Origin of the sequence: Mesorhizobium sp. M0317, assembly GCF_040321555.1 — a bacterium.
Taxonomy (GTDB): Bacteria; Pseudomonadota; Alphaproteobacteria; order Rhizobiales; family Rhizobiaceae; genus Mesorhizobium.
The window spans coordinates 197,274-223,286 of the sequence record NZ_JAMYRV010000003.1 but is presented as its reverse complement, the minus strand read 5'-3'; the positions used below and the strand labels follow the sequence as shown (position 1 = coordinate 223,286).

The window sequence follows — 26,013 nt, the reverse complement described above, 5'->3', positions numbered from 1 at the left end:
TGAGATATAGCAAAGATATATACCATGGTAGCGTCATAGACAAGATCGAACTCAACGAGTGCAGGCCGACTGCGGCATAGCCTCCAACCGGTAGACCTTGTCATCGGACTTGGTCTTGCCATCCGCCGAGCACAGATCGACAAGCGCCAGGCTGCTATTGGGGTTGGCCAGCATCAGGGTGCCGTTGGCGCCGCGCTTGAGGAAGATTTCCTTTTGCGCGATATCGCAGGAAAAGTTGCTCATCTTCGAACTGGCCGCGCAGCGCCATTGATCCGCTTCGCCCTGGCAGGAATAGGTCTGCGTGACCTTCGTCCCGTTCTTCCTGGTGGTCACCGAAACCGCGATGTCTGCGCCGTCGGGCCAATTTGTGACATCGCCGCCTGAGGCGAAGGAGGCAAGCTCGACCGGTCCGCGGAAGACCCGGATCGACTGCGTCAGCTGGTCGGGATGAGAGCTCAGGTGCGCGGCATCGTAATTGCGTCCGAAGCAGAAAGGCTGGTCCGGCTTCAGCCGCTCGCGCAACGGCGCACCCAGCGCCGGATCGATCGGATCGATCTTGGCGAATTCGGCCTTGCAGGTTGCCGCCGGCATCGGGTCGAGGCGGAAATTGTCGTCCTCTGAGCCCAGCGCCTGCCGATCATATTCAGCCTCGCCCAGTTCGTCTTCCGATCCGGCGTCGAGATAGAGATCGGACGAAACATCGGTGAGGATCAGGCGGCCTTTGTCATCGAGTTTCAGCGAAGCCATGGTGCGGTCGCAGTCCATGCCGCAGCGGATCGGGCCCGACTTGCCGTCCTCCGACTCGTGATTGCACCAGCCGCCGGCCCATTGCGGCGTCTTGGCGCCACGCACCGTGGTAGTGAGAAAGCCATTGTAGGAGGTGTCCGCATTCGCCGTCGGCTCCTCGTTCGGATGGCTCACCGGATCATGGCCATAGAGGAAGAAAATCCGCGCCACCTTCTGCTTCGGATGCGCCTTGAGATGGGCTGCGTCATAGACACGGCCGAAACAGGCATCGGCGCCACTCGCACTGAGTTGGGGCAATTTAAGCGCATCGTCGGCCACGGCCGAACCCGCAAGTGGGCCGAGCAGCATGGCGCCAAATCCGGCGACGGCGAAATTCTTCCACTTCCTGAATGCCACTGGACCCCCTCCTCGCATCGACAGGACGTAACGTCAATTTATGCTAGTATCATGGCCGCAGCCACGCAATTTTCTATGAGCACCAGCCGAGGAGGATGCCATGCGCCGACGCGACATTTTCCGTGCCAGCCTTGCCGGCGCCGCCGGCCTGTTCGGCCTGGGCCGGGCGGCCGCCGCCGAGGACAGACCGAAGGTGGCCTATCATCTCAGCGACCTCGACAAGGTCAATTTTGTGCTCGGCAACATCAAGAACCACTATGAAGGCACCGGCGGCAATTTCGACATCGTGCTGGTCGTGCATGGTCCCGCCCTTGCCGGTTTCAAGTCGAAAGGCATATCGGCGGCGATTTCGGGACGCTTTGCCGGCCTCGTCCAGCAGGGTCTTGAGCCGCATGCTTGCGGCAACACAATGCAAAGCATGGAGATCACCCTTGCCGACCTGCTCGATGGTTTTCACGCCGCCGACAAGGGCGGCGTCGTCAAACTCGCCGAGTTGCAGCGCCAGGGCTACGCTTATCTCAGGCCATAAGCCGCCACGGACTTGAACGTGAAGGCGGTGTAAGCTTACGAAGGGAGAGCAGACATCCCGAAGGAAAAGTGCCCATGACCGCGACCGCTCTTGTCATCCCAGATCTTGCCGGCAAGGCGGTGCTGGTCACCGGCGCCTCGACCGGCATAGGTGCGGCCCTCGCGCTCGCCTATGCCGCGCAGAAATGCCGTGTCGCGCTGCATTACAATTCGAGCCGCGAGGCGGCCGAGACGCTGGCCAAGACCATCTGCGATGACGGCGGCGAGGTGTTTCTAACCCAGGGCGACTTCTCGCAGGCCGCGGATGTCGAGCGTGTCGTCGAGGAGAGCGCAGAGCATTTCGGCCGGCTCGACGGGCTGGTCAACAATGCCGGCGGCATGCTTGGCCGCGTACCTTATGCCGAGCAAACCGAGGCGCATTACGACGCGGTGATGGACCTCAACGCCCGCTCGGTGCTGACGGCGTCACGCAAGGCGATGCCATGGCTGAAGAAGCAGGGCGGCTTCATCGTCAACACCTCGTCGATCGCCGCGCGCAATGGCGCCGCCGGCGGCGCCGGGCTCTACGGCTCGGCCAAGGCCTTTGTCTCCAATGTGACGCGCGGCATGGCCAAGGAACTGATCGGCTTCGGCATCCGCGTCAACGCGGTGGCGCCGGGCACCATCGCGACACCCTTCCATGAGCGCTATTCCACCGACGAGCAGATGAAGGGCATGGTCGCCACCATTCCTCAAGGGCGTGCCGGCACGGCCGAAGACTGCGTCGGCGCCTATCTCTTCCTGTCCTCCGATCTCCTGAGTGGTTACATCACCGGCCAGGTGATCGAGGTGAACGGTGGCCAGTTGATGCCGTGAGCCGGCAATTGCATACTGCGTCTCGCAACCATGCATGTCGTGCGCACGTTTGCTGAGGTTGGAAGAAAGGGGAGAGGCAATGTACGGATTGATCGGAAAGATGCGGACGGCGCGCGGCCAGCGCGACGCGATCATGGATGTGCTGCTAGCCTCGACCGGCGCCATGCCGGGTTGCCTGAGTTATGTCATCGCCCGCGACCCGGCCGATGCCGACGCGATCTGGGTGACCGAAGTGTGGACCGACGCCGCAAGCCACAAGGCTTCGCTGCAGCTGCCGGAGGTCCAGGCAGCGATCGCCAAGGCCCGGCCGATCATCGCCGGCTTCGAATTCCAGGTCGAGACCCATCCGGCCGGCGGTTTCGGCTTACCCGCTGTCAAGAACGAGTGACATCCCAACGCGGGGTCGGGGTCGTTAATTTCTTCCGAGACAGCGTTCGCATTTTTCTCCTCCAGGTCTAAGACCCAAACATGGACTCTTCGCCAGACCAACCGGCCGTCGAACGCATGGCGGGCATGCGTCCGGTCCGACAATGGTTGGTGCTGCTGATCGTCTCGCTGCTGTTCGCCGGCGCGCTGGAATACGCCGCACTGCCGGCGGCCCTGCTGATCGGCCCGATGCTGGCGGCGATCCTTGCCGGCACCAATGGCGCCACGGTGCGCGTGCCGCGGCTGCTGTTCGCCGCTGCCCAGGCCGTGGTCGGCTGTCTGGTCGCGGCGTCGATCTCGGTCGACATCTTTTCGGTGTTCTACAAGGAATGGCTGCTGTTCCTCGTGGTGGTGTTGGCGACCCTTGCGGCGTCCAGCCTGCTTGGCTGGCTGATCAGCCGCTGGCGCATCCTGCCCGGCACCACCGCGGTCTGGGGTTCGTCGCCGGGTGCTGCCACTGCCATGGTGCTGATGGCCGGTGCCTTTGGCGCCGATCAGCGCCTCGTCGCCTTCATGCAGTATCTGCGCGTCATCTTCGTCTCGATGACGGCAGCACTCGTCGCCAAGATGTGGGTCGACACTTCGGGCATCGAGGTACCAGCCATCGTCTGGTTCCCGCCGATCGAACCGGCAGCCTTTGCCGCCACGCTCGGCGTGGCGCTGTTCGGCGGCCTGCTCGGCCGGTTGTGCCGGCTGCCGTCACCCTTCTTCCTCGGCACTTTCATCTTTGGCACCATCGTCCATCTCGGCTTCGGCGTGGCGATGCAATTGCCGCCATGGCTGCTGGCGCTCTCCTATGCGATGGTCGGCTGGTCGATAGGGCTGAATTTTACCCGGGCGATCCTGCGTCATGCCACACGGGCGCTGCCGCAGATCGTCGGTTCTATCGTCGTGCTGATCGCCTTTTGCGGCGGGCTAGCCTGGCTGATCAGCCACGTCCTTGGTATCGATCCGCTGACCGCCTATCTCGCGACCAGCCCCGGCGGCATGGACAGCGTCGCCATCATTGCCGCCGCCGCCCAGAACGTCGACATATCCTTCGTCATGGCCTTGCAGTCGGCCCGCTTCCTGGTCGTGCTCATCGCCGGGCCGAGCATAGCGCGGCTGGTGGCGAGAGCCGTCAGGGACTGAGATTCAAATATGCAGGGAAGAGGAAAAGTGCCCATGAACCGTCGTGTGAATGCCGTCGATCTCTCAGGCCGGGTCGCCGTGGTGACCGGCGGCGCGCAAGGCATCGGCCTTGCCGTCGCCCGGCGACTGCTGTCATCGGGTGCCAGCGTCGCCATCTGGGATGTGGACGAGACCGCCATGGCGAAGGCCGTTTCCGAACTCGCCCCGCTCGGCCGGGTCGAGGGTTTGCTGTGCGATCAATCGCTGATGGAGGCCGTCGACAGCGCCGCGACCGAAACCGAGCGCTCGCTTGGTCCGGTCGATCTGCTGGTAAACAATGCCGGCATCGCCGGACCGGCAGCGGCGGTGGCGGATTATGATCCTGCCGCCTGGCGCCAGATAATCGACATCGACCTCAACGGCGTCTTCTACTGCTGCAAGCGCCTGGTGCCCGGCATGATCGCGCGCAGCTACGGCCGCATCGTCAACATCGCCTCGGTCGCAGGCAAGGAAGGCAATCCGAATGCCGCCGCCTATTCCGCCGCCAAGGCCGGCGTGCTCGCGCTGACAAAATCGCTCGGTAAGGAACTGGCCGGCCACGACATCGCCGTCAATGCGCTGACCCCATCGCCGGCCCGCACCCGCATCCTCGAACAGCTCACTGAGGCCCAGGTCGCCTACATGCTGGGCAAGGTGCCGCGAGGCCGGTTCGTCGAAGTCGAAGAGGCGGCTGCGATGATCGCCTTCATGCTATCGGACGAAAATTCCTTCACCACCGGCGCAACGTTCGATCTCTCCGGCGGCCGCGCCACCTACTGAGAAGCGCCGCTGTTCCTTGCTGTCGCCGTCGCTGTCGGCCGCGAAGGACTAATTCAAGAGCCGCTCAGCGTCGCGGCAAGCCGGTCGGGAAGAAAGTCGACGAAGGCGCGAACCTTTGGCGACAAATGGCGATTGGACGGCCAAAGCAACCGGAACTGGCCGCGGCCGTCGACATGGTCGTCCAGCACCGTGCGCAGCAGGCCGTCACGCAGCGCCTCGCGGACCAAGAAATCGGGCATCGAGCTGATGCCGAGCCCGGCCATCGTGGCGCCCTTCAGCGCCTCCGTGTTGTTGCAGGTCAGCATCGAGCGGACCTGCGGCTCGGCGCTGCCGCCGATGAACGGCCAGCCTTGCAGCTTGCCGCTGTTGGGAAAGCGGAAGCGGATGCCGTAATGGTTCACGAGATCGTCCGGGCGGCTCGGGTTGCCGTGCTGCTCGATATAGGAGGGTGCCGCACACAACAGCAGCCGGAAGGGTGCAAGCGGCCGCGCCACCAGGCGCGAATCCGGCAGGTCGCCGCTGCGGATCGCGATGTCGACGCCTTCGTCGATGAGGTCGACGATGCGGTCGTTAAAGTCGATGTCGAGTTCGATTTCGGGATAGCGCGCCATGAACTCGGACAGCACCGGGAACAGCAAATGATAGGTCACGATCGGCGTCGAAACGCGCAGCCGCCCATGCGGTGTTTCGCGGCTCCGCGACAGCATCGCCTCGGCATCGTCGATGTCGTCGAGGATGCGCCGCACCCGCTCGTTGAACAGCTTGCCCTCTTCGGTCAGGCCGATGCGGCGCGTGCTGCGCTGAAGCAACCTTACGCCGAGATCCTGCTCGAGCCTGGCGACGCTCTTGCCGACGGCCGATGCCGAGATGCCGAGCGTGCGGCCCGCAGCGATGAAGCTGCCGAACTCAGCCGTGCGGGCAAAGGCCAGGAGCCCATTGAGGCGTTCCATCGCATCTCTCCATTCGAGCGTTTCAGTCCGGTATATCTGGAGATTTAAACTATTTTTCTCGAAGTGTCGCGAGCCTATCTTCCCGTTACGACCGGCGCAGCAAGCTTGCGGCAGGCCGGCGGATCCTGGTTCAGATAGGAAATCCATGACCTCGAAGACCACAAACGGCGCGGTCGCGCCATGGCTTGTCCTGTTGTCGGTATGCCTTGCCGCCATGACAATGCCCTTGACCTTCACCGGCCCGGCCGTCGCGCTTTCCCGCATTGCGGCCGACCTCGGCGGCAGCCCGATCGCGCTCAACTGGGTGACCAACGCCTTCATGCTGACCTTCGCCGCCACCTTGATGACATCAGGCGCGCTGGCCGACAATCATGGCCGCAAGCGGCTCTTCCTTGTTGGCCTCGCCACCTATGTGCTGGCATCGCTGGGATCGATGTTTGCCCCTGATATCGTCTGGTTCGATGTGCTCAGGGCTGCGCAAGGGCTCGGCAGTGCCGCCGCCTTTGCCGGCGGCGCCTCCGCTCTTGCCCAGGAATTCGATGGGCCATTGCGGCTGCGCGCCTTCTCCTTCCTCGGCACCAGTTTCGGCATCGGCCTCGCTTTTGGGCCGATCGCGTCGGGCCTGCTCATAGATGCTTTCGGCTGGCGATCGATCTTCGTCTTGGTGGCAGTGCTCGCGATTGCAGCCGCTTTGCTCGGCCTGCGCACCATCAGGGAATCGCGCGATCCGGATGCGACCGGCCTCGACTGGGCGGGAGCCGGCACCTTTACGATCGCGCTGGCATCGCTGACCTACGGCGTGCTGCAAGCGCCGCAGAGCGGCTGGACCGATCCCCTGGTGATCGGGCTTCTCGTGGCGGCCGCCCTTTGCTTTGCCGCTTTCGTCGTCGTCGAGCGGCGCGTGCGCCGGCCGATGCTCGATCTCTCGCTGTTCCGCTTTCCCCGCTTCGTCGGCGTCCAGTTCCTGGCGGCCGCTCCCGCCTATGGCTTCGTCGTCCTGCTGGTGCTGTTGCCGATCCGCTTCATCGGCATCGAGGGGATGAGCGAGATCAAGGCGGGGCAATTGATGATCTGCCTGTCGGGACCGCTGTTGATCCTGCCACTGCTCGCCGGCCAGGTAGCGCGCTGGATCGCTCCGGCAACGATCTGCGGTGTCGGCCTGCTTGTGGCCGCCGGCGGCCTTGTCTGGCTGAGCCTGATACCGCCTGTCGTCGCAGCGCTGGTGGCGCCGCTGATCCTCATCGGCGTCGGCATCGCCTTGCCCTGGGGGCTGATGGACGGACTTGCCGTCGGCGTCGTGCCGAAAGAGCGTGCCGGCATGGCGGTCGGCATCTTCAACACCACCCGCGTCGCTTGCGAAGGCGTGGCGCTGGCGATCGTCATGGCAGTCCTGTCGGGTTTCACGGCAGCCCAACTGGCGGCTCAGGGAACGGCGTCTTCCCTGGATGCAACCGCCGCCGCGCAGCTGCTGGTGACCGGCAACATCGGCGAAGCGGCAGCCCGCTTGCCGGGTGCCGGAGCCACGGTCCTGGTCCAGGCCTATGAGATCGCGTTCGACAGGCTGCTGATCGTGCTGGCGGCAATCACCATCGTCACCGCCCTTGTCGTCTTTCTCGGCTTGCGCCGTGGATCGGCGGTGGAACACGAGACCATTGCTCTGCCGGTTTGCCAGGAAGGGTAGCTGAGCCGCGTCAGGAGATGACGAGGCTCGCTATGCGGTGGCCGTCCAGCACGAAGGTCATGTCACCCTCGCCGTTGAAGCCATTGCCTTTCACGGCAATGCGGACGCGGTAGCTGCCCTCGACCTCGGCGATGCGGACAATGCGAAGATTGGACTTCACGCCGATATTGTCCGACTGGTTCCAGCGCGCGATCTGCTGGCGGCCTTGGAAGGACCGCCCCCAGTCGGTCAGGGACGCGTCGGCTGTGAACGTGTGGAGAACGGCTTCGCTATCACCCGCATTGGTGGCCTCGATAAAGCGGCGGATAGGTTCGGGTGTGGTCATCAATCGAGCCGGTGCATCAGATCATCATCCAGCCAGCGGCCGAAGAAATAGACCAGCTGCTTGTGCCACCATGGCCAGTCATGACTGACATCGCCGCCCCAATAGTCGACCCAGGCGGGAATGGATTTGTCGCGCAGGATCTGTTCCAGCCTGCGGGTCTCGACCAGCATCCGCTCTTCCCAGGCGCCCTGCCCGCAGCAGAAGATCATCCTCAGCGACTTCAGCCGGGCAAGCAGTTTTGGGTCTACGATGCCGGGCAGATAGTCGAGCGGCGAATTGTAGAAAATGTCGCCTTCCAGCACCTTGCCGAAGAAGTCGCCCGCCGAATAGACGCCCGACAGCGCGATGACGCCGCTGGCGAGTTCGGGAAAGCGAAAGACGAAGTTCGAGGAATGATAACCGCCCATCGAACAGCCGGTGAACAGCGGCTTTAATTTGCGCCCGCCATTGGCTTGCTCGGCGGTCGCCAGAAACTCCGGCAGCGCCTCCTCGCGCACATATCGGAAATAAGCCTCGTGGCGACCGATACGGTGGGCGGCGCCGGCATGCTTGTTGAAGAACGATTCCGAATCGACGCCGTCGACCGCGAACAGCTGGATGCGGCCGGTATCGATGAATTCGGCCAGCGCTCCAACCCCTCCGGAATCCTCGAATTGGTAGAACCGCCCCTGCGACGTCGGGAACACCACCACCGGCCGGCCGGCATGGCCGTAGCGCTTGTATTCCATGTCGCGGCCGAGATTGCCGGAGAAATGCTTGTGATAGGAGATGTCCATCGCGTCTAAGCCTTTTCCGCGTGGATGTAGGCGACGGCCGCGCGCAGTGCTGCTTCGTCCTTCGAGCGCATCTGGTAGGCGTAATTTCCCATAGCGCGGCTGAAAACCTTTTCTATCGGCTGATGATGGACGATCTTGTCGCGATGCGCGGCTAGCACGTCCTCATGGCTGTGCAAATAGTGGAGGTGCTGCTTGCGGCTGGCATAAGCGGTGAAATACTTGCCCTCATAAGGACCACCGGCGGCATCCTTCACCACCATGTCCGCCCAGGCCGCGTAGACGTCGATGTCGAACGTGTAGTTGATCGCATCGGTCATCCAGGCGCCGGGCGGCCGCATGTTGACCTCAAGCGCGATGACGCGGTCGTCCTTGGTTTCGAACAGCTCGATGTGGAAGAAGCGCTCGCGCACGTCGAACGCCTTGAGGATCTTGCGGCCGGCCTCTTCGATCGCCGGTCGGACCTTGGGAAAGCAGGTGTAGCTCATGTGGCGGTCCTTGTTGACCACTTCCATGATGCTCTGGTCGTACCGGTGGCTGGCCGCCAGCACCACCTCGCCGTCACGGTTGACCAGCCCATCGAACGTCACCACCAGCCCCTCGATGAACTGCTCCATGACGAAGGTCACATCCTCGGGCTTGTCGTTGAAGAACTTGTCAAGTTCCTTGGCGTTGGAAATCTTGAAGGTGTTCGAGGCGCCGGACCCGGAATCGGGCTTCACCACCACGGGATAGCCGACGCGGCGGATGAAGGTCATGGCACCGGCCCGGTCGGATCATTTGCGCTGGGCGATGGTGTCGACGCCGCTCTTGCGAAAGAATGCACGCATGCGGCTCTTGCGCTTCAAATTCTTCACGAAATCGAGCTTGGTTCCGTAGATGTTGAAGTCGGTGCGGATGTTGGCTTGCAGCTCCAGCCAATGCTCGTTGAGGGACTCGAAGCGCTCGATGCGGCCCCATTTGTGGATGAAATGACCCATCGCCCGGAACACCGGATCGTAGTCCTCCATGTCGGCGATGCGGTAATATTCCGACAGGGCCACCTTCAGCTTGCCGTCCAGCGCCTCATAAGGCGCATCGCCAATGCCCAGCACCGTGGCGCCGGCCTTCTTCAGCCGGTCGCAGAAATCGGCGCCGTTGGCGGGAAAATGCGGCGAGAAGAAAACGAAATTCACGGATGACCCCTCAGACGGCGAAGCATTGCGGCCCCGGCTACACGCAAGTCTGGCGCATTTGCCGCGCATGGGGAAGAGTGCTCGCGAGTGGTGGAATGGCAGCCCACTTGCCTGTACATGGCGGCTCCTGTATGAAACCCGCCATGAACACGCGCGTCTCCTCCGTCGCTTCCCGTCCGACCGGCTTTGCCGGCGAGACCGTGCGCGCGCTGGCATCGACCCTGCTTCTTCTCGGCCTTATCGGCGATCGCCGGGTTCGCTGAAGGAGCGCCCGGCGGTCGAACCGCCGCTTACGCGCACGCTCCTTGGCCAGTTCAGAAATTGGCAATTCACATCAAGCGAACGAAAATCTGATAAGGCGCTGCTCGCCCTGGAATCCGTCCGAAGACCGATCCGCGAGCCGCCGGGAGAACAAGACGATGAACGCACGAGAAGACATCCGCGCCGGCGAAGCCGAAAGCGTAAAACGCGCGGCCGGCCACATGCCGGGCGCGGCCCGAAAATACCAGCCCTACCCGACGGTCGGTCTCACCGACCGCACCTGGCCCAACAAGGTCATCGACAAGGCACCGGTCTGGTGCTCGGTCGATTTGCGCGACGGCAACCAGGCGCTGATCGATCCGATGGGTCATGAGCGCAAGGCGCGCATGCTCGCCCTGCTGCTCGACATGGGTTTCAAGGAGATCGAGATCGGTTTCCCCTCGGCCTCGCAGACCGATTTCGATTTCGCCCGCTGGTGCATCGAGGAAGGCAATGTGCCGGCTGATGTTTCGCTACAGGTGCTGGTGCAGTGCCGTCCCGAACTCATCACCCGCACCTTCGAATCTCTGAAGGGCGCCACCAACCCGATCGTGCATTTCTACAATTCGACCAGCGAGTTGCAGCGTCGCGTCGTCTTCGAGAAGGATGTAGGCGGTATCAAGCGCATCGCCACCGACGCGGCCAAGATGATCACCGACATGGCGGCCAAGGCCGGCGGCGGTTATCGCTTCGAATATTCGCCCGAAAGCTTTACCGGCACCGAGCTCGAAGTCGCGCTGGAGATATGCAACGCCGTCACCGAGATCGTGAAGCCGACAGCCGACAACAGACTGATCATCAACCTGCCGTCGACGGTCGAGATGTCGACGCCCAACATCTATGCCGACCGGATCGAATGGATGTGCCGCAACCTGGACGGCCGCGAGAACCTGCTGATCTCGCTGCACCCCCACAACGATCGCGGCACCGGCATCGCCACCACCGAGCTCGGCCTGATGGCGGGTGCGGACCGCGTGGAAGGCACGCTGTTCGGCAATGGCGAGCGCACCGGAAATGTCGACATCGTGACGCTGGCGCTCAACATGTACACGCAAGGCGTCGATCCCCATCTGGATTGCTCCGACATCAACCGGATGAAGGACGTCTACGAATATTCCAACCAGCTGAAGATCTCCGAGCGCCATCCCTATGTCGGCGAACTCGTCTACACCGCCTTTTCCGGCTCGCACCAGGACGCCATCAACAAGGGCATGAAGGCCTTGAAGAAGGCCAACACGCCGGTCTGGGAAGTGCCCTATCTGCCGATCGATCCGGCCGATGTCGGACGCAGCTACGAGGCGATCATCCGCATCAACTCGCAGTCGGGCAAAGGCGGCATCGCCTATGTACTGCAGGCCGATTACGGCCTCAATCTGCCGCGCAACCTGCAGATCGAGTTCAGCCAGGAGATCCAGGCGATCACCGACGCCGAAGGCAAGGAAGTGCCGGCAAAACGCATCCATGACCGCTTTATTGAAACCTATGTCGACCAGCCCGGCGCACGACTGAAGTTCCTCGACCATCACACCTACCCCGATACCGAGAAAAAGGGCCGGCGCGTGGTCGAGGCGGTGATCCTCGACAACGGCAAGGAGACGACAATCGCCGGCTCCGGCACCGGCCCGATCGACGGCTTCGTCGATGCGCTGTCGCGTCATGTTGGCGTCGACATGTCGGTGCTTGATTATTCCGAACATTCGCTCCAGCGCGGCTCGAACGCCTCGGCGATTTCCTATGTCGAGATGGAATATCCCGGCGGCAAGCTGTTCGGCGCCGGCATCAACACCAACATCGTCGCCGCCTCGCTGGAAGCCGTTGTTTCGGCCGCCAACCGGATAATCGGCCGCAAGGCCGGCTGATATTTTCCCGGGCGCCGAATGTCCGCGGCGCCCGGAAATCCCCCATTTGCCGAGGGAAATTCCGGTCTTTTGTGTCAACCACCGGCAACTATCCGGTGTGTTACGCGATCGCATAACATAAGCATGCTTGTATGGAAGTGCAGGCTCTATATGATTGCGCCTCAACCTGTGCCGACTTCGAGAGGATCGACACTTGCAGCATGCCACGCCTGCCGCCCCCGCAGTGCGCGAGACACTGGAGCGACTGCTCGCCAGCGAAACGTTCGGACGTTCCGAGCGCGCGCGCAAGTTGCTGCGCTATCTTGTTGAGCGCGAGCAGGCCGGCGAAGCCGACAGGCTCAAGGGTTTCTCCATCGCCATGGACGTCTTCGGCAAGGACGGCGATTTCGATTCGTCGACCGACGCCGTTGTCCGGGTGCAGGCAGGCCGGCTGCGCGAACTTCTCCAGCATTATTTCGCCAATGAAGGCATAGCCGAACCGGTTCGCATTGCCATTCCGCGCGGCGGCTACGTGCCGTCCTATGAGCTCAACGCCATACGCCTGCCGGTTGGGCAGGAGCCGCTTGCGGCGGCGGTAGCCGCCTTGCCCGGATCGCCCGACCAGGCGGCTCTTGACGCCGTTCCCGCTGCCGCGACAGCTTCGGGGGTTACAGAACCTGGGCCTTCGCTGGCGCGCCATCTCCAGTTCTTCTGGGTCGCCATGACGCTGGTCATTCTCATGCTGGGCGTGCTCATCCTGCGCCAGGGCAGCGGCGCATTGCTTGCCAGCAGCGATCCTACCGCGGTGGTCGAGACCGCGGGCGTAACGAGCAGCATCGCATCGCCGTCGATGGAGGCCCTGCCCCTCGTCTACATCGCGGTGAAGGCCACCGGCCCCGAGGCCGGCCGCGTCGCCGCTTCGCTGCGCGCCGGCCTTGCCGGTTTCGACACGATCGACTTCATCGGCCGCGACGCCGACAGCAAGCGCGATCCGAGCACCGACCCGACCAGCTTCGTTTTCGATGTCCTGCCGGGACCAATGGCAGGTGACGTGACGCTCGAACTGCAGAGCGTGGCGACCGGCCGCGTGCTTTTGTCCCGCAGTCTGACGGCCGCCGACAGCGCACCTGGCACCGTCGAGGATCGTATCGCCGCCATCCTCAGCTCGACCGTTCCCGCCTCCGGCCCGCTCTACAGCTACATCGAACAGAACGGCATTCAGACCGGGCTGACGAGCTGCCTGATCCTCAACGACAGATACTATCTCGACCAGAGCACCAGGACGCACGAGGCCGCCTATCGCTGCCTGGACAACCTCGCCGGCCAGGGTGCGAAATCGTCGTTGGTCTATTCGGAACTGGCCTCCCTGACCCTTGAGGCCGCCACCGATCATTACGCCTATCCGCCTGGCGCGACGGTCGAACAGGCAATGTCTTTCGCCCATCGCGCCATCCAGATGGGACCGACCAGCCCCTATGCGCACCGCGCCTATGGCTACCTCAATTCGCGCCTCGGCAACACCGAGGAATCGATCCGCTGGATGCGCAAGGCCTATGAGCTCAACCCCTACGACCTCGGCATGGCTGCCGCTTACGGCTATGGCCTGATCTTTGCCGGCAAATATGCCGAGGGAACACCCATCCTGACCCATGCCGTCGAGACGTTCAGCGGTCATCCGACATGGTGGGATTTTGGGCTTTTCGCCGGGCAATTCATGCTGGGCGACATGAACAAGGCCGCGATAGCCAGCGAGTCGCTGCGCACGACGGCGATGAAATCGCATTATCTGGCGGCGCGGCTCATTGGCGCCAAGGCTGCCGGCCGCGAACAGCTGGCAGCCAAGCTTCTGGATGAGCTGACCACCAAATTCCCGAAATTCGCCGCCGATCCGCGCGCGGCCTTCGCCGAGCGCAAATATCCCGCCGATCTGACCGACCGGCTGGTTGAGGCGCTGCGCGCCGCGGGCCTCGGCAACGCCAGCTAGTCTTTCCGGATCGCGAAAACTTTACTGGCCATCGGTCTGGACTGGGAGCAATCCAGCCTCGATTCGAATTTCCTCTCCAGTCTTGCAATAATCGCACATTTTCATGGTCTCATCCCTCTATGTTGCCGAGCGGGGCGCCGGGCCGAAGACGGTCGTCCTGCTGCATGGCTTCGGTGGTTGCCATGATATCTGGCGCGAGGTGACCGCGTCGCTAGGGCCCGATGTCAGGACCTTGGCCTACGATCTTCCGGGACACGGACTGTCTCTCGAATTTCCTGGCAGCGGCCCGGCCAAAACAGCGGCGAGAGCGGTTCTCGCCGATATCGCCGCACGCGGGATAGCAAGGGTGCATGTCGCCGGTCATTCGATGGGCGGCGCGGTCGCCTCCCTGATGGCGCTTGCCGAGCCTGAAAGGATAGGCTCGCTGACGCTTCTGGCGCCGGGCGGTGTTGGCCCCGAGATCAACGGACCGCTGTTGCGCCGCTACGCCGCGGCCGACAGACGGGAAATCCGCGCCTGCCTTGCCGCCATGTCGGGACCGCGAAGCCCGCCGCCCGAACGCATCGTTGGCGTCCTGGCGGACCTACGCCGTCGCCCCGGCCAGTTGCGCAAGCTGATTGAGATATCGGCCGTCATGACCAGGAACGAGCGGCAGGGGGTCATACCCCGCGAACAGCTGGACACCCTCGACATGCCGGTGATGGTGGTTTGGGGAACGGACGATCCGGTGCTGCCCTTTACCCAGGCTGATTGTCTGCCGGCGCATTTTCATATTCATCACGTGCTCGATGCCGGCCATATCCTGGTCGAGGAAGTGCCTGATGTGGTCGCCCAGGCCGTGCGCCGAAACATGGCACGCCGCGGCAGGCGCCTGCGTCCGACATTCGAGGCCGCGGCGAGCTAACTTACTTGCGCCCCGCATCTCGCCAGTGCATTTTGCCGCCGCCTGTGTTAACTCGCAATTAACCATATCAGCGAGGCGACGCCGATGAAGGACACTGGCGAAAACATCACCCCCATCGACACCTCCCGCAAACTGTCCGACGCCGTTCGCGATGTGAAAAATGCCTTCGCCGATCGCGACGATGTCGTGGTCGACATGCGCGAGGCGCACCGGATGCGGCTTGATCTGCTCGCCGCCGAGCTCGCCCCGGTCTTTGCCGACGTGCCCGCCGACATGGACAATTTCGACTTCGTCGTCTCCTCCGGCCTGCAGCCCCGCCTGTGGATCGACGCCGTCAGCCATGTCGCCATGGGGCGCGACCGCCGCACCTACCGCTTTCTCAGGGATACCCGCATCGGCCGCGTCGTGCTCGCCGAATCGACCGATATGAAACCGGTCGCCGATCAGGTCACGCGCTATGTGGCGGAGCGTATCGTCGAGCGTCAGCGCATGATGGAGGGCGGTGTCGAGCCGGCCGTCGCCGACCTGAAACGCGCCGCCGTGCCGGAAGCTGAGCCGCCCTTGCAAGCAGCCGTGCCCCGCAGGGGCTGGTCGACGTTCCTTTCCGGTCTCGGCTTGGTCGCCGCCGGCGCGCTTGTTGGCCTGGCGGTGGCGGCCGCGCTGTTTTGGGATCGCCTGATGGCGATGAAGATCAGCTTCTGATCAACGATCTGGAGGCCTCGGTGTCTGCGCGCCGAGTTCAATGACCTGCAGGTCCGATGGCGGCAAGGCCGGCCCGGTCAGGCCGCGCCGCGTCAGGCGAATCAGCCAATTGCCCTTCTCCCCGTCAATATCGAGCAGATTGTACTGTGCCGCCGGGTTCTTGCTGCCTGGCGACTGCCCGGCGGCGGCGACGCCGACGACCGGAATCCTGGCGCCGCGCCCGCCGATGAAGAACAGCGACGGCAGATGCGAATGGCCGTGCAGCACGAGTTCGGCGCCATGCCTATGAACGGTCTTGTGGAAGCGGGAGATGCCGAACAGGCGCTTTTGCTGGGCGACGGCGCCGCGCACCGGCGGATGATGGATCATGATCACCCGCAACAGGCCGCGTTTGTTCGTTGCGTCGAGCACTGTCGCCAGCCTTTGCGCCTGACCTTCGAGGAAGAAGCCGTTGGCCATGAACGGCGCCGTGGCGCGCGCCGTCGAAACGCCGATCAGCGCGACATTGCCGCGTACGCGCAGATAGGGAAAAGCGTTGCGGTCGATCGGCGCAGTCACGCCGTCGCCGCTCATCCACGCCGCCCAGGAGCGGCAGACCTTGTCGAAGGCGCCCGGCACATAGGCGTCGTGGTTGCCCGGCACCACCGAGACATCCTCCGGCGAACCCAGCGTCTCAAGCCAGTGCTTGGCCATCTCGATCTCGCCGTCGAGCGCCAGATTGACCAGATCGCCGGTAACGGTGAGGTGGTCGGGTGTGCTCGCCTTCATGTCGGCGACGATGGTGTCGATGACGGCATCGTGCATATGGCGGCGGCGGTTGCGCTGCCAGTTGACGTAGCCGACGACGCGCTTGGACGCGAGTTCGCGATAGGTTACACCGGGAAGCGGCCCCAGATGGACATCGGAAATATGCGCGAGCCTGAACATCCTTCCTTCATAGGCGACGCGCTCCCCGCTTTCCACTCACTGTTTCCTGCCCATCCACGGTTTCGCTAGTCATGGCTATATCGGACCCGGAGCAGGCGTTTCGCCAGACCGGCTGGGCAGGCCTCAGGGCAAGGCTGTTCCATCTCTATTTCCTGCTGCGGCGGCCGATGACGCTGGGCGTGCGCGGCCTGATCCACGATCGAGCCTCGAACACTGTCTTCCTCATCCGCCACACCTACGTTCCCGGCTGGCAATTGCCGGGCGGGGGCGTCGAAGTCGGCGAGACGCTCGGTGAGGCGCTGGTGCGCGAACTGGCCGAGGAAGGCAACATCGCGCTGACAGCCCAGCCGGTGCTGAAATCGATGCATTTCAACCGCCGCTCCAGCCGCCGCGACCATGTCGGCCTCTATCTCATCGAAACCTTCAACCAGACCGCGCCGAAACTGCCGGACCACGAGATCGCCGAAGCAGGCTTCTTTCCGCTCGACCGCTTGCCGCATGGCACGACGCCGGCGACGCTGCGGCGGCTTGCCGAGGTTTTTGAAGGCGAGCCGGTATCGCCGTACTGGTAGGCTGTCAATCCGATGCTCACGCCGCCTGCCTGAACCGCGCCCGGTCGTGCGGCGCGCCATAGTCGAGCCCAGGCCCGACCGGCACGATGCGCGTCGGGTTGATGCTCTCGTGGCTGCCGTAATAGTGCATTTTGATGTGGTGCAGGTTCACCGTGCCGGCGATACCGGGCACCTGGTAGAGGTCGCGCAGATAGTTCGAAAGGTTCGGATAGTCGGCGATGCGGCGCAGATTGCATTTGAAATGGCCGACATAGACCGGGTCGAAACGCACCAGCGTGGTGAACAGCCGCCAATCGGCCTCGGTGACACGCTCGCCAGTGAGATAGCGCTGTTTTGACAGTCGGCCCTCCAGCGTGTCGAGCGCCGCGAACAGCTCGCCGAACGCCTCTTCATAGGCCGCTTGCGTGGTGGCAAAGCCGGCGCGGTAGACGCCGTTGTTTACGGCGGGAAAGACCAGCGCATTGACCTTGTCGATCTCGCCGCGCAGGCCTGGCGGATAGGAATCGAGAGCGGCATCGCCCCACTCGTCGAAGGCCGAATTGAGCATGCGGATGATTTCGGCGGATTCGTTGGAGACGATGGTCTCTTCCTTCTTGTCCCACAGCACCGGCACCGAAACCCGGCCCGAATAGGCTGGATCGGCCTTGGTGTAGATTTGGTGCAGGAAGTCGAGGCCGTAGAGCGTGTCGCCGGTGGCGCCATCCTCGGCCAAAAACGTCCAGCCCTCAGCACCGAGGAAATGATGCACGACTGAAACCGGGATGATGTCTTCTAGCTTCTTCAGCGCGCGAAAGATCAGCGTGCGGTGCGCCCACGGACAGGCGAGCGAGACATAAAGATGGTAGCGTCCGGGCTCGGCCTTGAAGCCGCGCGTACGACCTTGCGCCGGCGCGCCGTCGCGCGTGATCCAGTCACGCCACTGCGTCTCGGCGCGGATGAACCTGCCGCTGCTATCGACATTGGCCGGACGGTCCTGCCATTTGCCTTCGACCAGCAATCCCATACGAAATCTCCTTGCGTGCCTTGGCCAATGTAGTCGCAAGGCGGCAATGCCGAAGCCGTCATCTGCTGAACAGAGCGTCACTCGTATGAAACGCCGGATGAAAACAGCCGATTGCAGCCGCCGGAAATTGATGCTAGCGGACACTCCGCATGTTCGATCTTGGCTTGATCCGGTTTGACCGACGACGAAAGGGCGCCCGCGCTTAGAAAGCGCTGACTGGCGAACGCTGCCGCTTGCAGCAACCTTTCCTCTTTATCGGACCGCGAAGACCATGAGCCTTGCCGACGTGAAATACCTGCCGGAAACTCCGGCGCATGATCCCGAAATCGAAGCCATCAACGACGAAGCCTTTGGCCCCGGCCGTTTCGTGCTGGCCGCCTACAAGATTCGCGAGACCGGCGGCCACGAGCGCTCGCTATCCTTTGTCGCCATGGATGGCGACATCGTCGTTGCTTCGGTGCGCATGACCCGCATCGCCGCCGGCGCCGGACGCGCGCTGATGCTCGGGCCGCTCGCCGTGCGGCCCGCCTTCAAGAATCTCGGTATCGGCCGCCGGCTCGTGGCGATCGCGCTGGAGGCGGCCGCCAAGGCCGGCGCGCCGGCGGTGATCCTTGTCGGCGACGAGCCTTATTACGGCCCGCTCGGCTTCAGAAAGATCCCCCGCGGCCAGATCTCCATGCCGCGCCCGGTCGACCTCGACCGGCTGCTGTCGCACGAGATCGTGCCCGGTGCCGTGGCGCGGCTCTCCGGCGAGGTCGGCCATGCCAGCCTTGCCAGGATCGCGGAGCAGGCACCAGTGATGGCCTGAGCTCCAGGATCGGTTGCGGCACCGGTCGCGATGGATCCCCATTGGTCAGGTTGCACCATGGCGGCGACCTCCGTAGCATGACCCGGAGCAGCACGGAGCATGCAGCATGAACCCGAACGGCCAGATTGCGATCGTAACCGGCGGCGGCTCCGGCCTCGGCGAGGCAACCGCCCGCGCGCTGGCCGACAAGGGCGCGCGCGTCGCCATTTTCGATATCGGCATCGACCGGGCATCGAAGGTGGCGGGCGACATTGGCGGCGCCGCCATCCAGTGCGATGTGAGCAGCGCCGACAGCGGTGCGGCCGCGGTCGCCGAGGTGGAAAAGAGACTTGGGCCAGCGCGCATCCTGGTCAATTGCGCGGGCATTGCCATCGGCGTGAAGACGATCGGCAAGGATGGTCCACATCCGCTCGACCAGTACCGCAAGGTGATCGAGATCAATTTGATCGGCACCTTCAACATGATCCGCCTCGTCGCCGACCGTGCCGCCCAACTCGAACCGCTGCAGGGCGGCGAGCGCGGCGTCATCGTCAACACCGCGTCGGTGGCCGCTTATGATGGCCAGATCGGCCAGGCCGCCTATGCCGCATCCAAGGGCGGCGTCGTCGGCATGACGCTGCCGGTTGCCCGCGACCTGGCGCGCTCCGGCATTCGCGTCTGCACCATCGCGCCCGGCATCTTCAAGACGCCAATGATGGCCGGCATGCCGCAGGAGGTGCAGGATTCGCTCGGCGCGGCCGTGCCCTTCCCGTCCCGCCTCGGCGAGCCGTCCGAATATGCCGCGCTCGCCCTGCATATCGTCGAAAACCAGATGCTGAACGGCGAAACCATCCGCCTCGATGGGGCAATCCGCATGGCGCCGAAATAGACGGCCATGGCGGCCGGCGCAGTGAAGACCGGTCCGCTGGCCGGCCTGAAAGTCATCGAGATGGCTGGGCTCGGCCCGGTGCCTCTGGCCGGGCTGATGCTGTCGGAGATGGGCGCCGAGGTGCTGCGCATCGAGCGCACCGGTTCGGACCAACCCCTGCTGCCGCTCTCCGATGCGTACAATCTCGACCGTCACGGCCGCTCCATCCTGCGCGTCGACCTCAAGCAGGCCAAAGGAACGGAACTGCTGCTGCGCCTTGCCGAAAAGGCCGATCTGTTTGTCGAAGGCTTTCGCCCCGGTGTGATGGAGCGGCTTGGTCTCGGCCCGGATGCTGCATTGGCGCGCAATCCGGCGCTGATTTACGGCCGCATGACCGGCTTCGGCCAGGACGGGCCGCTCGCAGGTCGTGCCGGCCACGACATCACCTACCTCGCCTATTCGGGTGTGTTGCATGCCATCGGCCGGGAGGAAGGTCGGCCGGTGCCGCCGCTGAATCTGATCGCCGACAATGGCGGCGGCGCCATGATGCTGATCGCCGGGGTGCTTGCAGCGCTGTTCGAGCGCTCGCGCTCCGGCAAAGGCCAGGTGATCGACGCGGCGATGGTCGAGGGCGCTTCGATGCTGGCGGCCCCCATACACGCCTTCATGTCGGCAGGTCTGTGGAGCGACCGGCGCGGCGCCAACCTGCTCGATTCCGGTGCGCCCTTCTACGACACCTATGAGACGGCGGACGCACGCCACGTTGCGGTCGGCTGCCTTGAGCCGTGCTTCTTCGCCGCATTCGCAAGGCTGCTGCCGCTCGGCGAGGATTTTGTCCGCGGCCAATACGACAAGGCGTTGTGGCCGGACATGCGCGCGGCCATTGCCGACCGGTTCCGGCAGAAGACACGCGACGACTGGGACGCGCTGTTTGCCGCAAGCGATGCCTGCGTGGCGCCGGTTCTGTCGCTGGCCGAAGCCAGGGATCATCCGCACAACCGGGCGCGTCACGCATTTGTGAAGGCCGGTGCGCTCGAGCGCCCCGCGCCCGCGCCACGCTTCTCGGCCTCGCAGCCGGCGCTTGCCGGCATGTCTGAAGATGACGATCAGCTGCCCCAGACTGTGCTGGCGCGCTTCGGCTTTTCGACAGCCGAGATCAAAGCGCTTGTCAAAGCCGGCATGATTGGGCAGTAACTGGATTTAGAAAATCAACTTACCTGGTGAGCATTTTGGACCAGCCGAAGAAGGACGTCATTCGCGCGACGGACGCCGAGGCGATCAGGCTGGCCGCAACGCTGATCCGCAGCGCCCGTTTCGGCGCCCTCGCGGTGATCGAGCCGTCGACCGGCGCACCGCTGGCCTCCAGGGTCGGAGTCGCCACCGACATCGATGGCACGCCTCTGATCCTTGTCTCGGCGCTGTCAGCCCATACCGGCGCCATCCTTGCCGAGCCGCGCTGCTCGCTGCTTGTCGGCGAACCCGGCAAGGGCGATCCGCTGGCGCATCCCAGGATAACGCTGGTCTGCCGGGCGCAGCCGCTGGAACGCGGGTCGAGCGCGCATGCCCGCGCCGAGCGGCGCTATCTCAACCGCAATCCCAAGGCAAAGCTCTATGCCGAGCTCGGCGATTTCTCGATCTTTCGCCTCGAGCCGGAGCGCGCCAGCCTGAATGGCGGCTTCGGCAAGGCCTACCTGCTCGACCGTGCCGATCTCATCACCGAGGGGTTGATCGTCGACGAGCTGGCCGCCAGCGAACAATCCGCTCTCGACCACATGAATGCCGACCATCTCGACGCCATCGCCGTCTATGCCCATCATTTCGCCAGGGTTGAAGGTGATGGTTGGACCATGACCGGCTTCGATGCCGAGGGCATGGACCTGGCGTCGGGCGACACCGTTTGCAGGGTCTATTTTCCGCAGCCATTGAAGACCGCGCGCGACCTGCGGCCGGTTCTGGTCGACATGGCCAAAGCCGGTCGTGCGCCAGCTACGCAAGGATAATCGTCATGAATCAAAAGCACGTCTTGAGATTTGGGCGAAATGATCTACGATTCAGGCGACGCTGAATCAGCAGCGTGATCCATAGCTGAATTATAGCAGCCAACGCTATTTGCCCCCATAGCGTTTGGATGAGCAGGAAAACATGGGGCATCGATGGTCTCGACCAAACTAATCGCCAATGCCGAATCGGCGGCGACATTTCTGACCCTTATGGGCAACGAAAAGCGGCTCTTGATCATGAGCTATCTGGCCGACGGTGAAATGTCGGTCGGCGCCATCGCCGAAAAGGTGATGCTCAGCCAGTCCGCTTTGTCGCAACATCTGGCCAAGCTCAGGGCGCTCGATCTTGTCGAGACCCGCCGCGACCGGCAGATGATCTACTATTCCTGCAAGTCCGAAGCGGTGCGCGAACTGTTGCGCATGCTGGACGGCATTTTCGGGATAGGCGACTTGTCCCAGATGGCAACGCGTCTGCGCCGCGCCGGGACTTGACCTGCAGGGCTTGACTGGCGGCTCCGATCGCTCCTTACCTCGCTGACGATTTTTCGCCGGCCGAGGTATTGATGGATCCGATCCAGATCGACGACGCGCGCGATCCGCGGGTCGCCGCCTATCTCGACATCCGCGAGCGCGATCTCACCGGCCGCCATGGCCGGTTCGTTGCCGAAGGCAAGGTGGTGCTGGACGTCCTGCTGTCAGCCGGACGCTTTGCTGCGGAGTCGGTCTTGGTCCTCGAAAACCGGCTGGCCGGGCTCGACGACATCCTGCGCAAGGCCCCTGCCGACCTGCCGGTCTACGTTGCGGCAAGCGCCGTCATGGACAGGATCGCCGGCTTCCACATGCATCGCGGTATATTGGCGATCGGCAGCAAGGGCACGCCGGAGCCCGCCGAGGCCTTGCTCGACACCTTGCCTGCCGAAGCGTTGATCGTCGTTCTCATCGGCATCGCCAACCATGACAATATCGGATCGATCTTCCGCAATGCCGCCGCCTTCGGCGCCGATGCCGTCTTCGTCGACGCCACCTGTTGCGACCCACTGTATCGCAAGGCGATCCGCGTCTCCGTCGGCGCCGCGTTGAAGGTGCCCTTTGCGTCCTTCGGCGACACTGAAGCTTTCATCGCGAAGCTCGGCGAGTTGGGCTTCGGCCAGGTCGCTTTGTCGCCGCGTGGTGAGGCTGACATTCGCGATGCCGCGCGACCGAAACGACTGGCGCTCTATCTCGGTACCGAAGGCGAGGGCCTCCCGGAGAGCCTGCTTGCCCGCCTGCGGACGGTGCGGATCGCGATGTCGGAAGGGTTCGACAGCCTGAATGTTGCTGCCGCGTCAGCCATTGCGCTGCACCATTTTTCGCCCTGATAGGCGTAGTCAGGCAATTCCAAGCCGGGGCTTGAAACTCAGCTCGGCAAATCTGCCTTCTGCAACGCCCGCACGCGATCGGCCAGGCTGGTGGTTCCTGACCGCGTTTCCTGCGGCGCCGCCAGCGCCTTGGCGATCGGTGAATCGGGTCCTTCGAGCTTGGCCGTCAAATGGACGACCTCAGCCGCCAGATTGTTCATCTGTTCGCGCAAGGCAGAACCGGCATCATTGCCATTGCCGGGGCCATTCCCGGGCTTCGCGGATCCAGAACCGCCAAGCTCCGCCTTCATCCGCTTGTTTTCGCGGGCCAGCGTCGTCAGCCTGGCTTCCAGCCGCTCTCGGTCGCCTTCGAGCTTGGCGAGGGTCTTGTCGATGTCCTCGTTCCTGGCGCGGGCACTGTCTTGCGCACCAACCTGGCCAGCAGCCGCGGCGGCTCCCGTAGCGTCGCCCTTCAGCCGTTCGCGAAGGCGGGCCAGTTCTTTTTCGCGACGATCGAGCTTGTCCTCGCGATCGGCAAGCGTGGCGAGCAGGCGCTCGAGCTTTCTGTCGAGGTCGGCGGTTCTTTTCTTTTCGACCTTCAAGGCATCGCGCGTGGCCTTGGCTTCGGTGACGACTTCCTGATGGCGCTTGTCGGCCTCCTTGCGCTGGCCGCGCAGCACTGAAATGTCGTTGGCGAGTTTTTCCAGCTCGGATTCGCGTGCCACGAGTTCAATCTGACGATTGCTGGAGGAGAAGGACGCGTCGTCGTACATATGTTCGAGCTTTTCCAGCTCGAGCGCGCGCTTCTCCATCATGCGCTCTGTTTGTGCAAGCCTGTCCGACAGCTGTCGTATCTGCTGCTCGCGATGCAGCAGCAATTCGTTTTTTTCCCCGAGCTCCGAAAGCGCCTGCTTCTTGTCCTTGCGCTCGACCGCCAGGCCTTTCAGCGCCTCGCGGCCCCGATTGATTTCGACGAGTTGCTCATTCGCCTGCTCACGCAGCGTCTTGATGCTGATTTCGAGCCGGCGCGTCGTCATGGCGAACTCGGCCCGCAAGCTGTCCTTGTCGGCCTGGATCTCGGCCAGCGTTCGCGGCACCGACGCCTCGACACGCTTGCGTGTCAGCGCGACCGCCCGCCGCCAGATGGCCGGCGCGACCAGCAGCGCCAGAAAGCCTGCGCACAGAAAGCCGAGGGCGAAGAACAGGATCGACTGAACCAAGGTGACTACCCGTTACGGGCGGGCCGCTATCCGGCAACCGCCAAGTCTGGACTTTGCCATGTTCGCATGACGCAAATCCAGCGCTGCGGCAAGGGTTTGCCGCAGCTGCACCGGGTCAGAATCTGTTGATCGGGTCGAAGTGTGGTCGGAATCGCTCAGAAAGGATTCCAGGTCGGCCTCTGCGTCAGCTTCAGATAGCCGAGATTGACGCCAAGCCGCGCGCCGACGCCGGTGCGGATCGGCACCAGCAGCACCCTGTTGTTCTGCAGCACGTTGAAGCCGACGCCGGCCACGACATAGGCCGAACCGGCAACGCCGCCGAACCGATTGTAGAGATTGCTGACGTCGTCGAGGTTATAGACGAGCATCATCACCCGCGATCCCTCGCCGCCGAAATCCCAACCGAGCGAAGGCCCTTGCCAGAACACCTTATGGTCGCCGGCATTCTTGGTGTAGAGCGTACCTTCGCCATAGGTCAGGCCCCCGATCAGCGCGCCGGATCCCTCTTCGCCGAGCAGATAGCCATTGGGCAGGCCGTAGGAGGCAAAAATCTTCTCGACGACGGTTGCGAGACCGCCCGACGTCGCGCCGAAGAACTTGTGACCGGAATCGACGATCTCCTGAGCGGTGTATTCCTGTGCCCGCGACGCAGAGGTTGAGAAAGCGAGAGCGCCCATGAGGGCAATCGCCATGAAGAAGACGCGGACAAACGTCCGGTCGTAGAATCGGGAAACCATGCTTCCAATCTCCGTCAGGGAGCACTTTCGCCGACGCCTCGCACCCGTCCGGCTCTTTAGGCGGCCGTTAAGGATGACTGTTACGGGCAAACTATGCCGTAATCCTTTTTCAACCATTAACCTCCCACATGAACATGGCGGTTCGAAGGCTGTTTCTGACTGTCTGCACGGGCTCCCATCCTGTGCAAAGATGCCGTTTTTCTCACAAGAATTGTGGATTGTTGCTGCACGGTCGGGCGCTGTGTATTCAGAATGCCTGGGGAGAGAGCGTGATTCGGGTGGTGAGCGTGGCTGTCGGCCGCGCGGCCACCAGGATGTGAATTTTAGCAGGGATTTTTCGCCGATGGCTGAGCTTTTCTCTCTCTCCGCACCCGATCTCGCAGCCTTGTTGTGCAGCCGAGTCTGCCACGACATCATTTCGCCGGTCGGCGCCATCAACAACGGCCTTGAACTCCTGGACGAGGGCGGCGCCGACGAAGACGCCATGAAACTGATCCGGCAGAGCGCCAGAAACGCTTCGGCCCGCCTGCAATTCGCTCGCATCGCCTTCGGCGCCGCCGGTTCGGCCGGCATGATGATCGACACCGGCGATGCCGAGTCCGTCGCCATCGCCTTCCTGAAGAACGAGAAGCCGGAATTGATCTGGAACGGGGTTCGCGCCCTGCTGCCCAAGAACAAGGTAAAGTTGCTGCTCAATTTGCTGCTCGTCGCCAATGCTGCCATCCCGCGCGGTGGCAGATTGGTGGTCACGCTGGAAAACCTCGACACCGAGCCGCGCTTTGCGCTTGCCGCAAGCGGCCCGATGCTGCGCGTGCCGCCGAAATTCCTCGAGCTCCATTCCGGCAACAAGCCCGAGGAGCCTATCGACGCCCATACCGTCCAGCCCTACTACACGCTGCTGCTGGCGCGTGAGGCCAACATGACGATCTCGATTCATGCGACCGCCGAAGAGATCGTGCTGTCCGCGGCTTGAGCGAAGCCGTTCGGCAGGACGCCGAGCATCAAGAACAATCAAGTATCTTTTCCCGCTGATATTTGCGGCAATTCAG

General features: G+C 63.4%; 28 protein-coding genes. 18 read left to right on the top strand and 10 right to left on the bottom strand.

Annotation, left to right across the window (positions count from 1 at the left end):
• Nucleotides 1–51: 51 nt before the first annotated feature.
• Entirely contained in the window at nucleotides 52–1,161 is a 1,110-nt protein-coding gene (locus NKI88_RS05165; protein ID WP_502909427.1) for a hypothetical protein, read from the bottom strand.
• Nucleotides 1,162–1,243: 82 nt separating this feature from the next.
• Here NKI88_RS05165 and NKI88_RS05160 point away from each other — a divergent pair, with 82 nt between their 5' ends.
• The 5 genes from NKI88_RS05160 to NKI88_RS05140 all read left to right on the top strand — a co-directional run bounded on the left by NKI88_RS05160 (nucleotide 1,244) and on the right by NKI88_RS05140 (nucleotide 4,881).
• Nucleotides 1,244–1,672, top strand: coding sequence for a DsrE family protein (locus tag NKI88_RS05160; protein WP_352654030.1), 429 nt, complete (start codon nucleotides 1,244–1,246; stop codon nucleotides 1,670–1,672).
• A 74-nt stretch (nucleotides 1,673–1,746) separates the two neighbouring features.
• A complete protein-coding gene (locus NKI88_RS05155) occupies nucleotides 1,747–2,526 on the top strand; it encodes an SDR family NAD(P)-dependent oxidoreductase (protein ID WP_352654028.1) in 780 nt (259 codons plus the stop codon).
• A 79-nt stretch (nucleotides 2,527–2,605) separates the two neighbouring features.
• The gene (locus tag NKI88_RS05150) at nucleotides 2,606–2,914 is read left to right on the top strand and encodes a putative quinol monooxygenase (protein WP_352654026.1); all 309 of its coding nucleotides are present in this window, start codon (nucleotides 2,606–2,608) and stop codon (nucleotides 2,912–2,914) included.
• Nucleotides 2,915–2,994: 80 nt separating this feature from the next.
• A complete protein-coding gene (locus tag NKI88_RS05145) occupies nucleotides 2,995–4,083 on the top strand; it encodes an AbrB family transcriptional regulator (protein WP_352654024.1) in 1,089 nt (362 codons plus the stop codon).
• A 45-nt stretch (nucleotides 4,084–4,128) separates the two neighbouring features.
• Nucleotides 4,129–4,881 carry an SDR family NAD(P)-dependent oxidoreductase gene (locus NKI88_RS05140; protein ID WP_023734989.1) on the top strand — a complete coding sequence of 251 codons (753 nt, stop codon included), beginning with the start codon at nucleotides 4,129–4,131 and terminating at the stop codon, nucleotides 4,879–4,881.
• Between the two features lie 53 nt (nucleotides 4,882–4,934).
• Here NKI88_RS05140 and NKI88_RS05135 read toward each other — a convergent pair whose 3' ends face one another.
• On the bottom strand, nucleotides 4,935–5,831 hold the full coding sequence (locus tag NKI88_RS05135) for a LysR family transcriptional regulator (protein ID WP_023669967.1): 897 nt from the start codon (nucleotides 5,829–5,831) through the stop codon (nucleotides 4,935–4,937).
• A gap of 145 nt (nucleotides 5,832–5,976) precedes the next feature.
• Between NKI88_RS05135 and NKI88_RS05130 the strand changes: the two genes are divergently transcribed.
• Nucleotides 5,977–7,512, top strand: a complete 1,536-nt coding sequence (locus NKI88_RS05130; RefSeq protein ID WP_352654022.1) for an MFS transporter — start codon at nucleotides 5,977–5,979, stop codon at nucleotides 7,510–7,512.
• A gap of 10 nt (nucleotides 7,513–7,522) precedes the next feature.
• Here NKI88_RS05130 and NKI88_RS05125 read toward each other — a convergent pair whose 3' ends face one another.
• The 4 genes from NKI88_RS05125 to NKI88_RS05110 are packed head-to-tail and all read right to left on the bottom strand — an operon-like array spanning nucleotide 7,523 to nucleotide 9,785.
• The gene (locus tag NKI88_RS05125) at nucleotides 7,523–7,837 is read right to left on the bottom strand and encodes a nuclear transport factor 2 family protein (protein ID WP_031192978.1); all 315 of its coding nucleotides are present in this window, start codon (nucleotides 7,835–7,837) and stop codon (nucleotides 7,523–7,525) included.
• Complete coding sequence (locus NKI88_RS05120; protein ID WP_023705945.1) at nucleotides 7,837–8,613, bottom strand: esterase family protein; 777 nt, start codon at nucleotides 8,611–8,613, stop codon at nucleotides 7,837–7,839. The genes NKI88_RS05125 and NKI88_RS05120 overlap by 1 nt, the downstream gene beginning before the upstream one ends.
• A 5-nt stretch (nucleotides 8,614–8,618) precedes the next feature.
• A complete protein-coding gene (locus NKI88_RS05115) occupies nucleotides 8,619–9,368 on the bottom strand; it encodes an ATP-grasp domain-containing protein (protein WP_352654020.1) in 750 nt (249 codons plus the stop codon).
• Between the two features lie 18 nt (nucleotides 9,369–9,386).
• The gene (locus NKI88_RS05110; RefSeq protein WP_352654018.1) at nucleotides 9,387–9,785 is read right to left on the bottom strand and encodes an ATP-grasp domain-containing protein; all 399 of its coding nucleotides are present in this window, start codon (nucleotides 9,783–9,785) and stop codon (nucleotides 9,387–9,389) included.
• A 482-nt stretch (nucleotides 9,786–10,267) separates the two neighbouring features.
• Between NKI88_RS05110 and leuA the strand changes: the two genes are divergently transcribed.
• The 4 genes from leuA (at nucleotide 10,268) to NKI88_RS05090 (ending at nucleotide 15,513) form a co-directional block, all read left to right on the top strand.
• On the top strand, nucleotides 10,268–11,944 hold the full coding sequence (leuA, locus tag NKI88_RS05105; RefSeq protein WP_352654082.1) for a 2-isopropylmalate synthase: 1,677 nt from the start codon (nucleotides 10,268–10,270) through the stop codon (nucleotides 11,942–11,944).
• A gap of 193 nt (nucleotides 11,945–12,137) precedes the next feature.
• Nucleotides 12,138–13,907, top strand: a complete 1,770-nt coding sequence (locus NKI88_RS05100; protein WP_023669961.1) for a tetratricopeptide repeat protein — start codon at nucleotides 12,138–12,140, stop codon at nucleotides 13,905–13,907.
• Nucleotides 13,908–14,010: 103 nt separating this feature from the next.
• Nucleotides 14,011–14,811: an alpha/beta fold hydrolase gene (locus tag NKI88_RS05095; RefSeq protein ID WP_352654016.1), complete on the top strand. Its 801-nt coding sequence runs from the start codon at nucleotides 14,011–14,013 to the stop codon at nucleotides 14,809–14,811.
• An 84-nt stretch (nucleotides 14,812–14,895) separates the two neighbouring features.
• Nucleotides 14,896–15,513: a hypothetical protein gene (locus tag NKI88_RS05090; RefSeq protein WP_023733389.1), complete on the top strand. Its 618-nt coding sequence runs from the start codon at nucleotides 14,896–14,898 to the stop codon at nucleotides 15,511–15,513.
• Here the strand turns inward: NKI88_RS05090 and NKI88_RS05085 are convergent, their stop codons facing one another.
• Nucleotides 15,514–16,440 (bottom strand): metallophosphoesterase family protein, encoded by a 927-nt coding sequence (locus tag NKI88_RS05085; RefSeq protein ID WP_023683636.1) that lies wholly within the window; start codon nucleotides 16,438–16,440, stop codon nucleotides 15,514–15,516.
• 71 nt (nucleotides 16,441–16,511) lie between these two features.
• Here NKI88_RS05085 and NKI88_RS05080 point away from each other — a divergent pair, with 71 nt between their 5' ends.
• Entirely contained in the window at nucleotides 16,512–17,012 is a 501-nt protein-coding gene (locus NKI88_RS05080) for an NUDIX domain-containing protein (RefSeq protein ID WP_031195394.1), read from the top strand.
• A 16-nt stretch (nucleotides 17,013–17,028) separates the two neighbouring features.
• Here the strand turns inward: NKI88_RS05080 and NKI88_RS05075 are convergent, their stop codons facing one another.
• Entirely contained in the window at nucleotides 17,029–18,015 is a 987-nt protein-coding gene (locus NKI88_RS05075; protein WP_023699707.1) for a glutathione S-transferase family protein, read from the bottom strand.
• Nucleotides 18,016–18,286: 271 nt separating this feature from the next.
• Here NKI88_RS05075 and NKI88_RS05070 point away from each other — a divergent pair, with 271 nt between their 5' ends.
• From NKI88_RS05070 to NKI88_RS05045, 6 genes are all read left to right on the top strand, one after another.
• A complete protein-coding gene (locus tag NKI88_RS05070; RefSeq protein WP_023686191.1) occupies nucleotides 18,287–18,823 on the top strand; it encodes a GNAT family N-acetyltransferase in 537 nt (178 codons plus the stop codon).
• Between the two features lie 106 nt (nucleotides 18,824–18,929).
• Complete coding sequence (locus tag NKI88_RS05065) at nucleotides 18,930–19,691, top strand: 3-hydroxyacyl-CoA dehydrogenase (protein ID WP_023686192.1); 762 nt, start codon at nucleotides 18,930–18,932, stop codon at nucleotides 19,689–19,691.
• A 6-nt stretch (nucleotides 19,692–19,697) separates the two neighbouring features.
• Complete coding sequence (locus tag NKI88_RS05060; RefSeq protein ID WP_023711102.1) at nucleotides 19,698–20,864, top strand: CaiB/BaiF CoA transferase family protein; 1,167 nt, start codon at nucleotides 19,698–19,700, stop codon at nucleotides 20,862–20,864.
• 35 nt (nucleotides 20,865–20,899) lie between these two features.
• Nucleotides 20,900–21,670, top strand: coding sequence for a HugZ family pyridoxamine 5'-phosphate oxidase (locus NKI88_RS05055; RefSeq protein ID WP_081839848.1), 771 nt, complete (start codon nucleotides 20,900–20,902; stop codon nucleotides 21,668–21,670).
• A gap of 153 nt (nucleotides 21,671–21,823) precedes the next feature.
• Entirely contained in the window at nucleotides 21,824–22,162 is a 339-nt protein-coding gene (locus NKI88_RS05050) for an ArsR/SmtB family transcription factor (protein ID WP_023669951.1), read from the top strand.
• A gap of 71 nt (nucleotides 22,163–22,233) precedes the next feature.
• Nucleotides 22,234–23,028, top strand: a complete 795-nt coding sequence (locus tag NKI88_RS05045) for a TrmH family RNA methyltransferase (protein WP_352654013.1) — start codon at nucleotides 22,234–22,236, stop codon at nucleotides 23,026–23,028.
• A 38-nt stretch (nucleotides 23,029–23,066) separates the two neighbouring features.
• Here NKI88_RS05045 and NKI88_RS05040 read toward each other — a convergent pair whose 3' ends face one another.
• A complete protein-coding gene (locus NKI88_RS05040; RefSeq protein WP_352654011.1) occupies nucleotides 23,067–24,227 on the bottom strand; it encodes a coiled-coil domain-containing protein in 1,161 nt (386 codons plus the stop codon).
• Nucleotides 24,228–24,382: 155 nt separating this feature from the next.
• Nucleotides 24,383–24,919, bottom strand: coding sequence for a DUF1134 domain-containing protein (locus tag NKI88_RS05035; protein ID WP_245259859.1), 537 nt, complete (start codon nucleotides 24,917–24,919; stop codon nucleotides 24,383–24,385).
• A gap of 388 nt (nucleotides 24,920–25,307) precedes the next feature.
• Between NKI88_RS05035 and chpT the strand changes: the two genes are divergently transcribed.
• Nucleotides 25,308–25,937 carry a histidine phosphotransferase ChpT gene (gene chpT, locus NKI88_RS05030; protein WP_023669947.1) on the top strand — a complete coding sequence of 210 codons (630 nt, stop codon included), beginning with the start codon at nucleotides 25,308–25,310 and terminating at the stop codon, nucleotides 25,935–25,937.
• Nucleotides 25,938–26,013: the final 76 nt, after the last annotated feature.

What these genes read in the sequence shown, in the direction of transcription:
- NKI88_RS05165 (WP_502909427.1), bottom strand. Translation starts at nt 1,161, where the DNA reads ATGCGAGGAGGGGGTCCAGTGGCATTCAGGAAGTGGAAGAATTTCGCC.
- NKI88_RS05160 (WP_352654030.1), top strand. Translation starts at nt 1,244, where the DNA reads ATGCGCCGACGCGACATTTTCCGTGCCAGCCTTGCCGGCGCCGCCGGC.
- NKI88_RS05155 (WP_352654028.1), top strand. Translation starts at nt 1,747, where the DNA reads ATGACCGCGACCGCTCTTGTCATCCCAGATCTTGCCGGCAAGGCGGTG.
- NKI88_RS05150 (WP_352654026.1), top strand. Translation starts at nt 2,606, where the DNA reads ATGTACGGATTGATCGGAAAGATGCGGACGGCGCGCGGCCAGCGCGAC.
- NKI88_RS05145 (WP_352654024.1), top strand. Translation starts at nt 2,995, where the DNA reads ATGGACTCTTCGCCAGACCAACCGGCCGTCGAACGCATGGCGGGCATG.
- NKI88_RS05135 (WP_023669967.1), bottom strand. Translation starts at nt 5,831, where the DNA reads ATGGAACGCCTCAATGGGCTCCTGGCCTTTGCCCGCACGGCTGAGTTC.
- NKI88_RS05130 (WP_352654022.1), top strand. Translation starts at nt 5,977, where the DNA reads ATGACCTCGAAGACCACAAACGGCGCGGTCGCGCCATGGCTTGTCCTG.
- NKI88_RS05125 (WP_031192978.1), bottom strand. Translation starts at nt 7,837, where the DNA reads ATGACCACACCCGAACCTATCCGCCGCTTTATCGAGGCCACCAATGCG.
- NKI88_RS05120 (WP_023705945.1), bottom strand. Translation starts at nt 8,613, where the DNA reads ATGGACATCTCCTATCACAAGCATTTCTCCGGCAATCTCGGCCGCGAC.
- NKI88_RS05115 (WP_352654020.1), bottom strand. Translation starts at nt 9,368, where the DNA reads ATGACCTTCATCCGCCGCGTCGGCTATCCCGTGGTGGTGAAGCCCGAT.
- leuA (WP_352654082.1), top strand. Translation starts at nt 10,268, where the DNA reads ATGCCGGGCGCGGCCCGAAAATACCAGCCCTACCCGACGGTCGGTCTC.
- NKI88_RS05095 (WP_352654016.1), top strand. Translation starts at nt 14,011, where the DNA reads ATGGTCTCATCCCTCTATGTTGCCGAGCGGGGCGCCGGGCCGAAGACG.
- NKI88_RS05090 (WP_023733389.1), top strand. Translation starts at nt 14,896, where the DNA reads ATGAAGGACACTGGCGAAAACATCACCCCCATCGACACCTCCCGCAAA.
- NKI88_RS05085 (WP_023683636.1), bottom strand. Translation starts at nt 16,440, where the DNA reads ATGTTCAGGCTCGCGCATATTTCCGATGTCCATCTGGGGCCGCTTCCC.
- NKI88_RS05080 (WP_031195394.1), top strand. Translation starts at nt 16,512, where the DNA reads ATGGCTATATCGGACCCGGAGCAGGCGTTTCGCCAGACCGGCTGGGCA.
- NKI88_RS05075 (WP_023699707.1), bottom strand. Translation starts at nt 18,015, where the DNA reads ATGGGATTGCTGGTCGAAGGCAAATGGCAGGACCGTCCGGCCAATGTC.
- NKI88_RS05070 (WP_023686191.1), top strand. Translation starts at nt 18,287, where the DNA reads ATGAGCCTTGCCGACGTGAAATACCTGCCGGAAACTCCGGCGCATGAT.
- NKI88_RS05065 (WP_023686192.1), top strand. Translation starts at nt 18,930, where the DNA reads ATGAACCCGAACGGCCAGATTGCGATCGTAACCGGCGGCGGCTCCGGC.
- NKI88_RS05060 (WP_023711102.1), top strand. Translation starts at nt 19,698, where the DNA reads ATGGCGGCCGGCGCAGTGAAGACCGGTCCGCTGGCCGGCCTGAAAGTC.
- NKI88_RS05050 (WP_023669951.1), top strand. Translation starts at nt 21,824, where the DNA reads ATGGTCTCGACCAAACTAATCGCCAATGCCGAATCGGCGGCGACATTT.
- NKI88_RS05045 (WP_352654013.1), top strand. Translation starts at nt 22,234, where the DNA reads ATGGATCCGATCCAGATCGACGACGCGCGCGATCCGCGGGTCGCCGCC.
- NKI88_RS05035 (WP_245259859.1), bottom strand. Translation starts at nt 24,919, where the DNA reads ATGGCGATTGCCCTCATGGGCGCTCTCGCTTTCTCAACCTCTGCGTCG.
- chpT (WP_023669947.1), top strand. Translation starts at nt 25,308, where the DNA reads ATGGCTGAGCTTTTCTCTCTCTCCGCACCCGATCTCGCAGCCTTGTTG.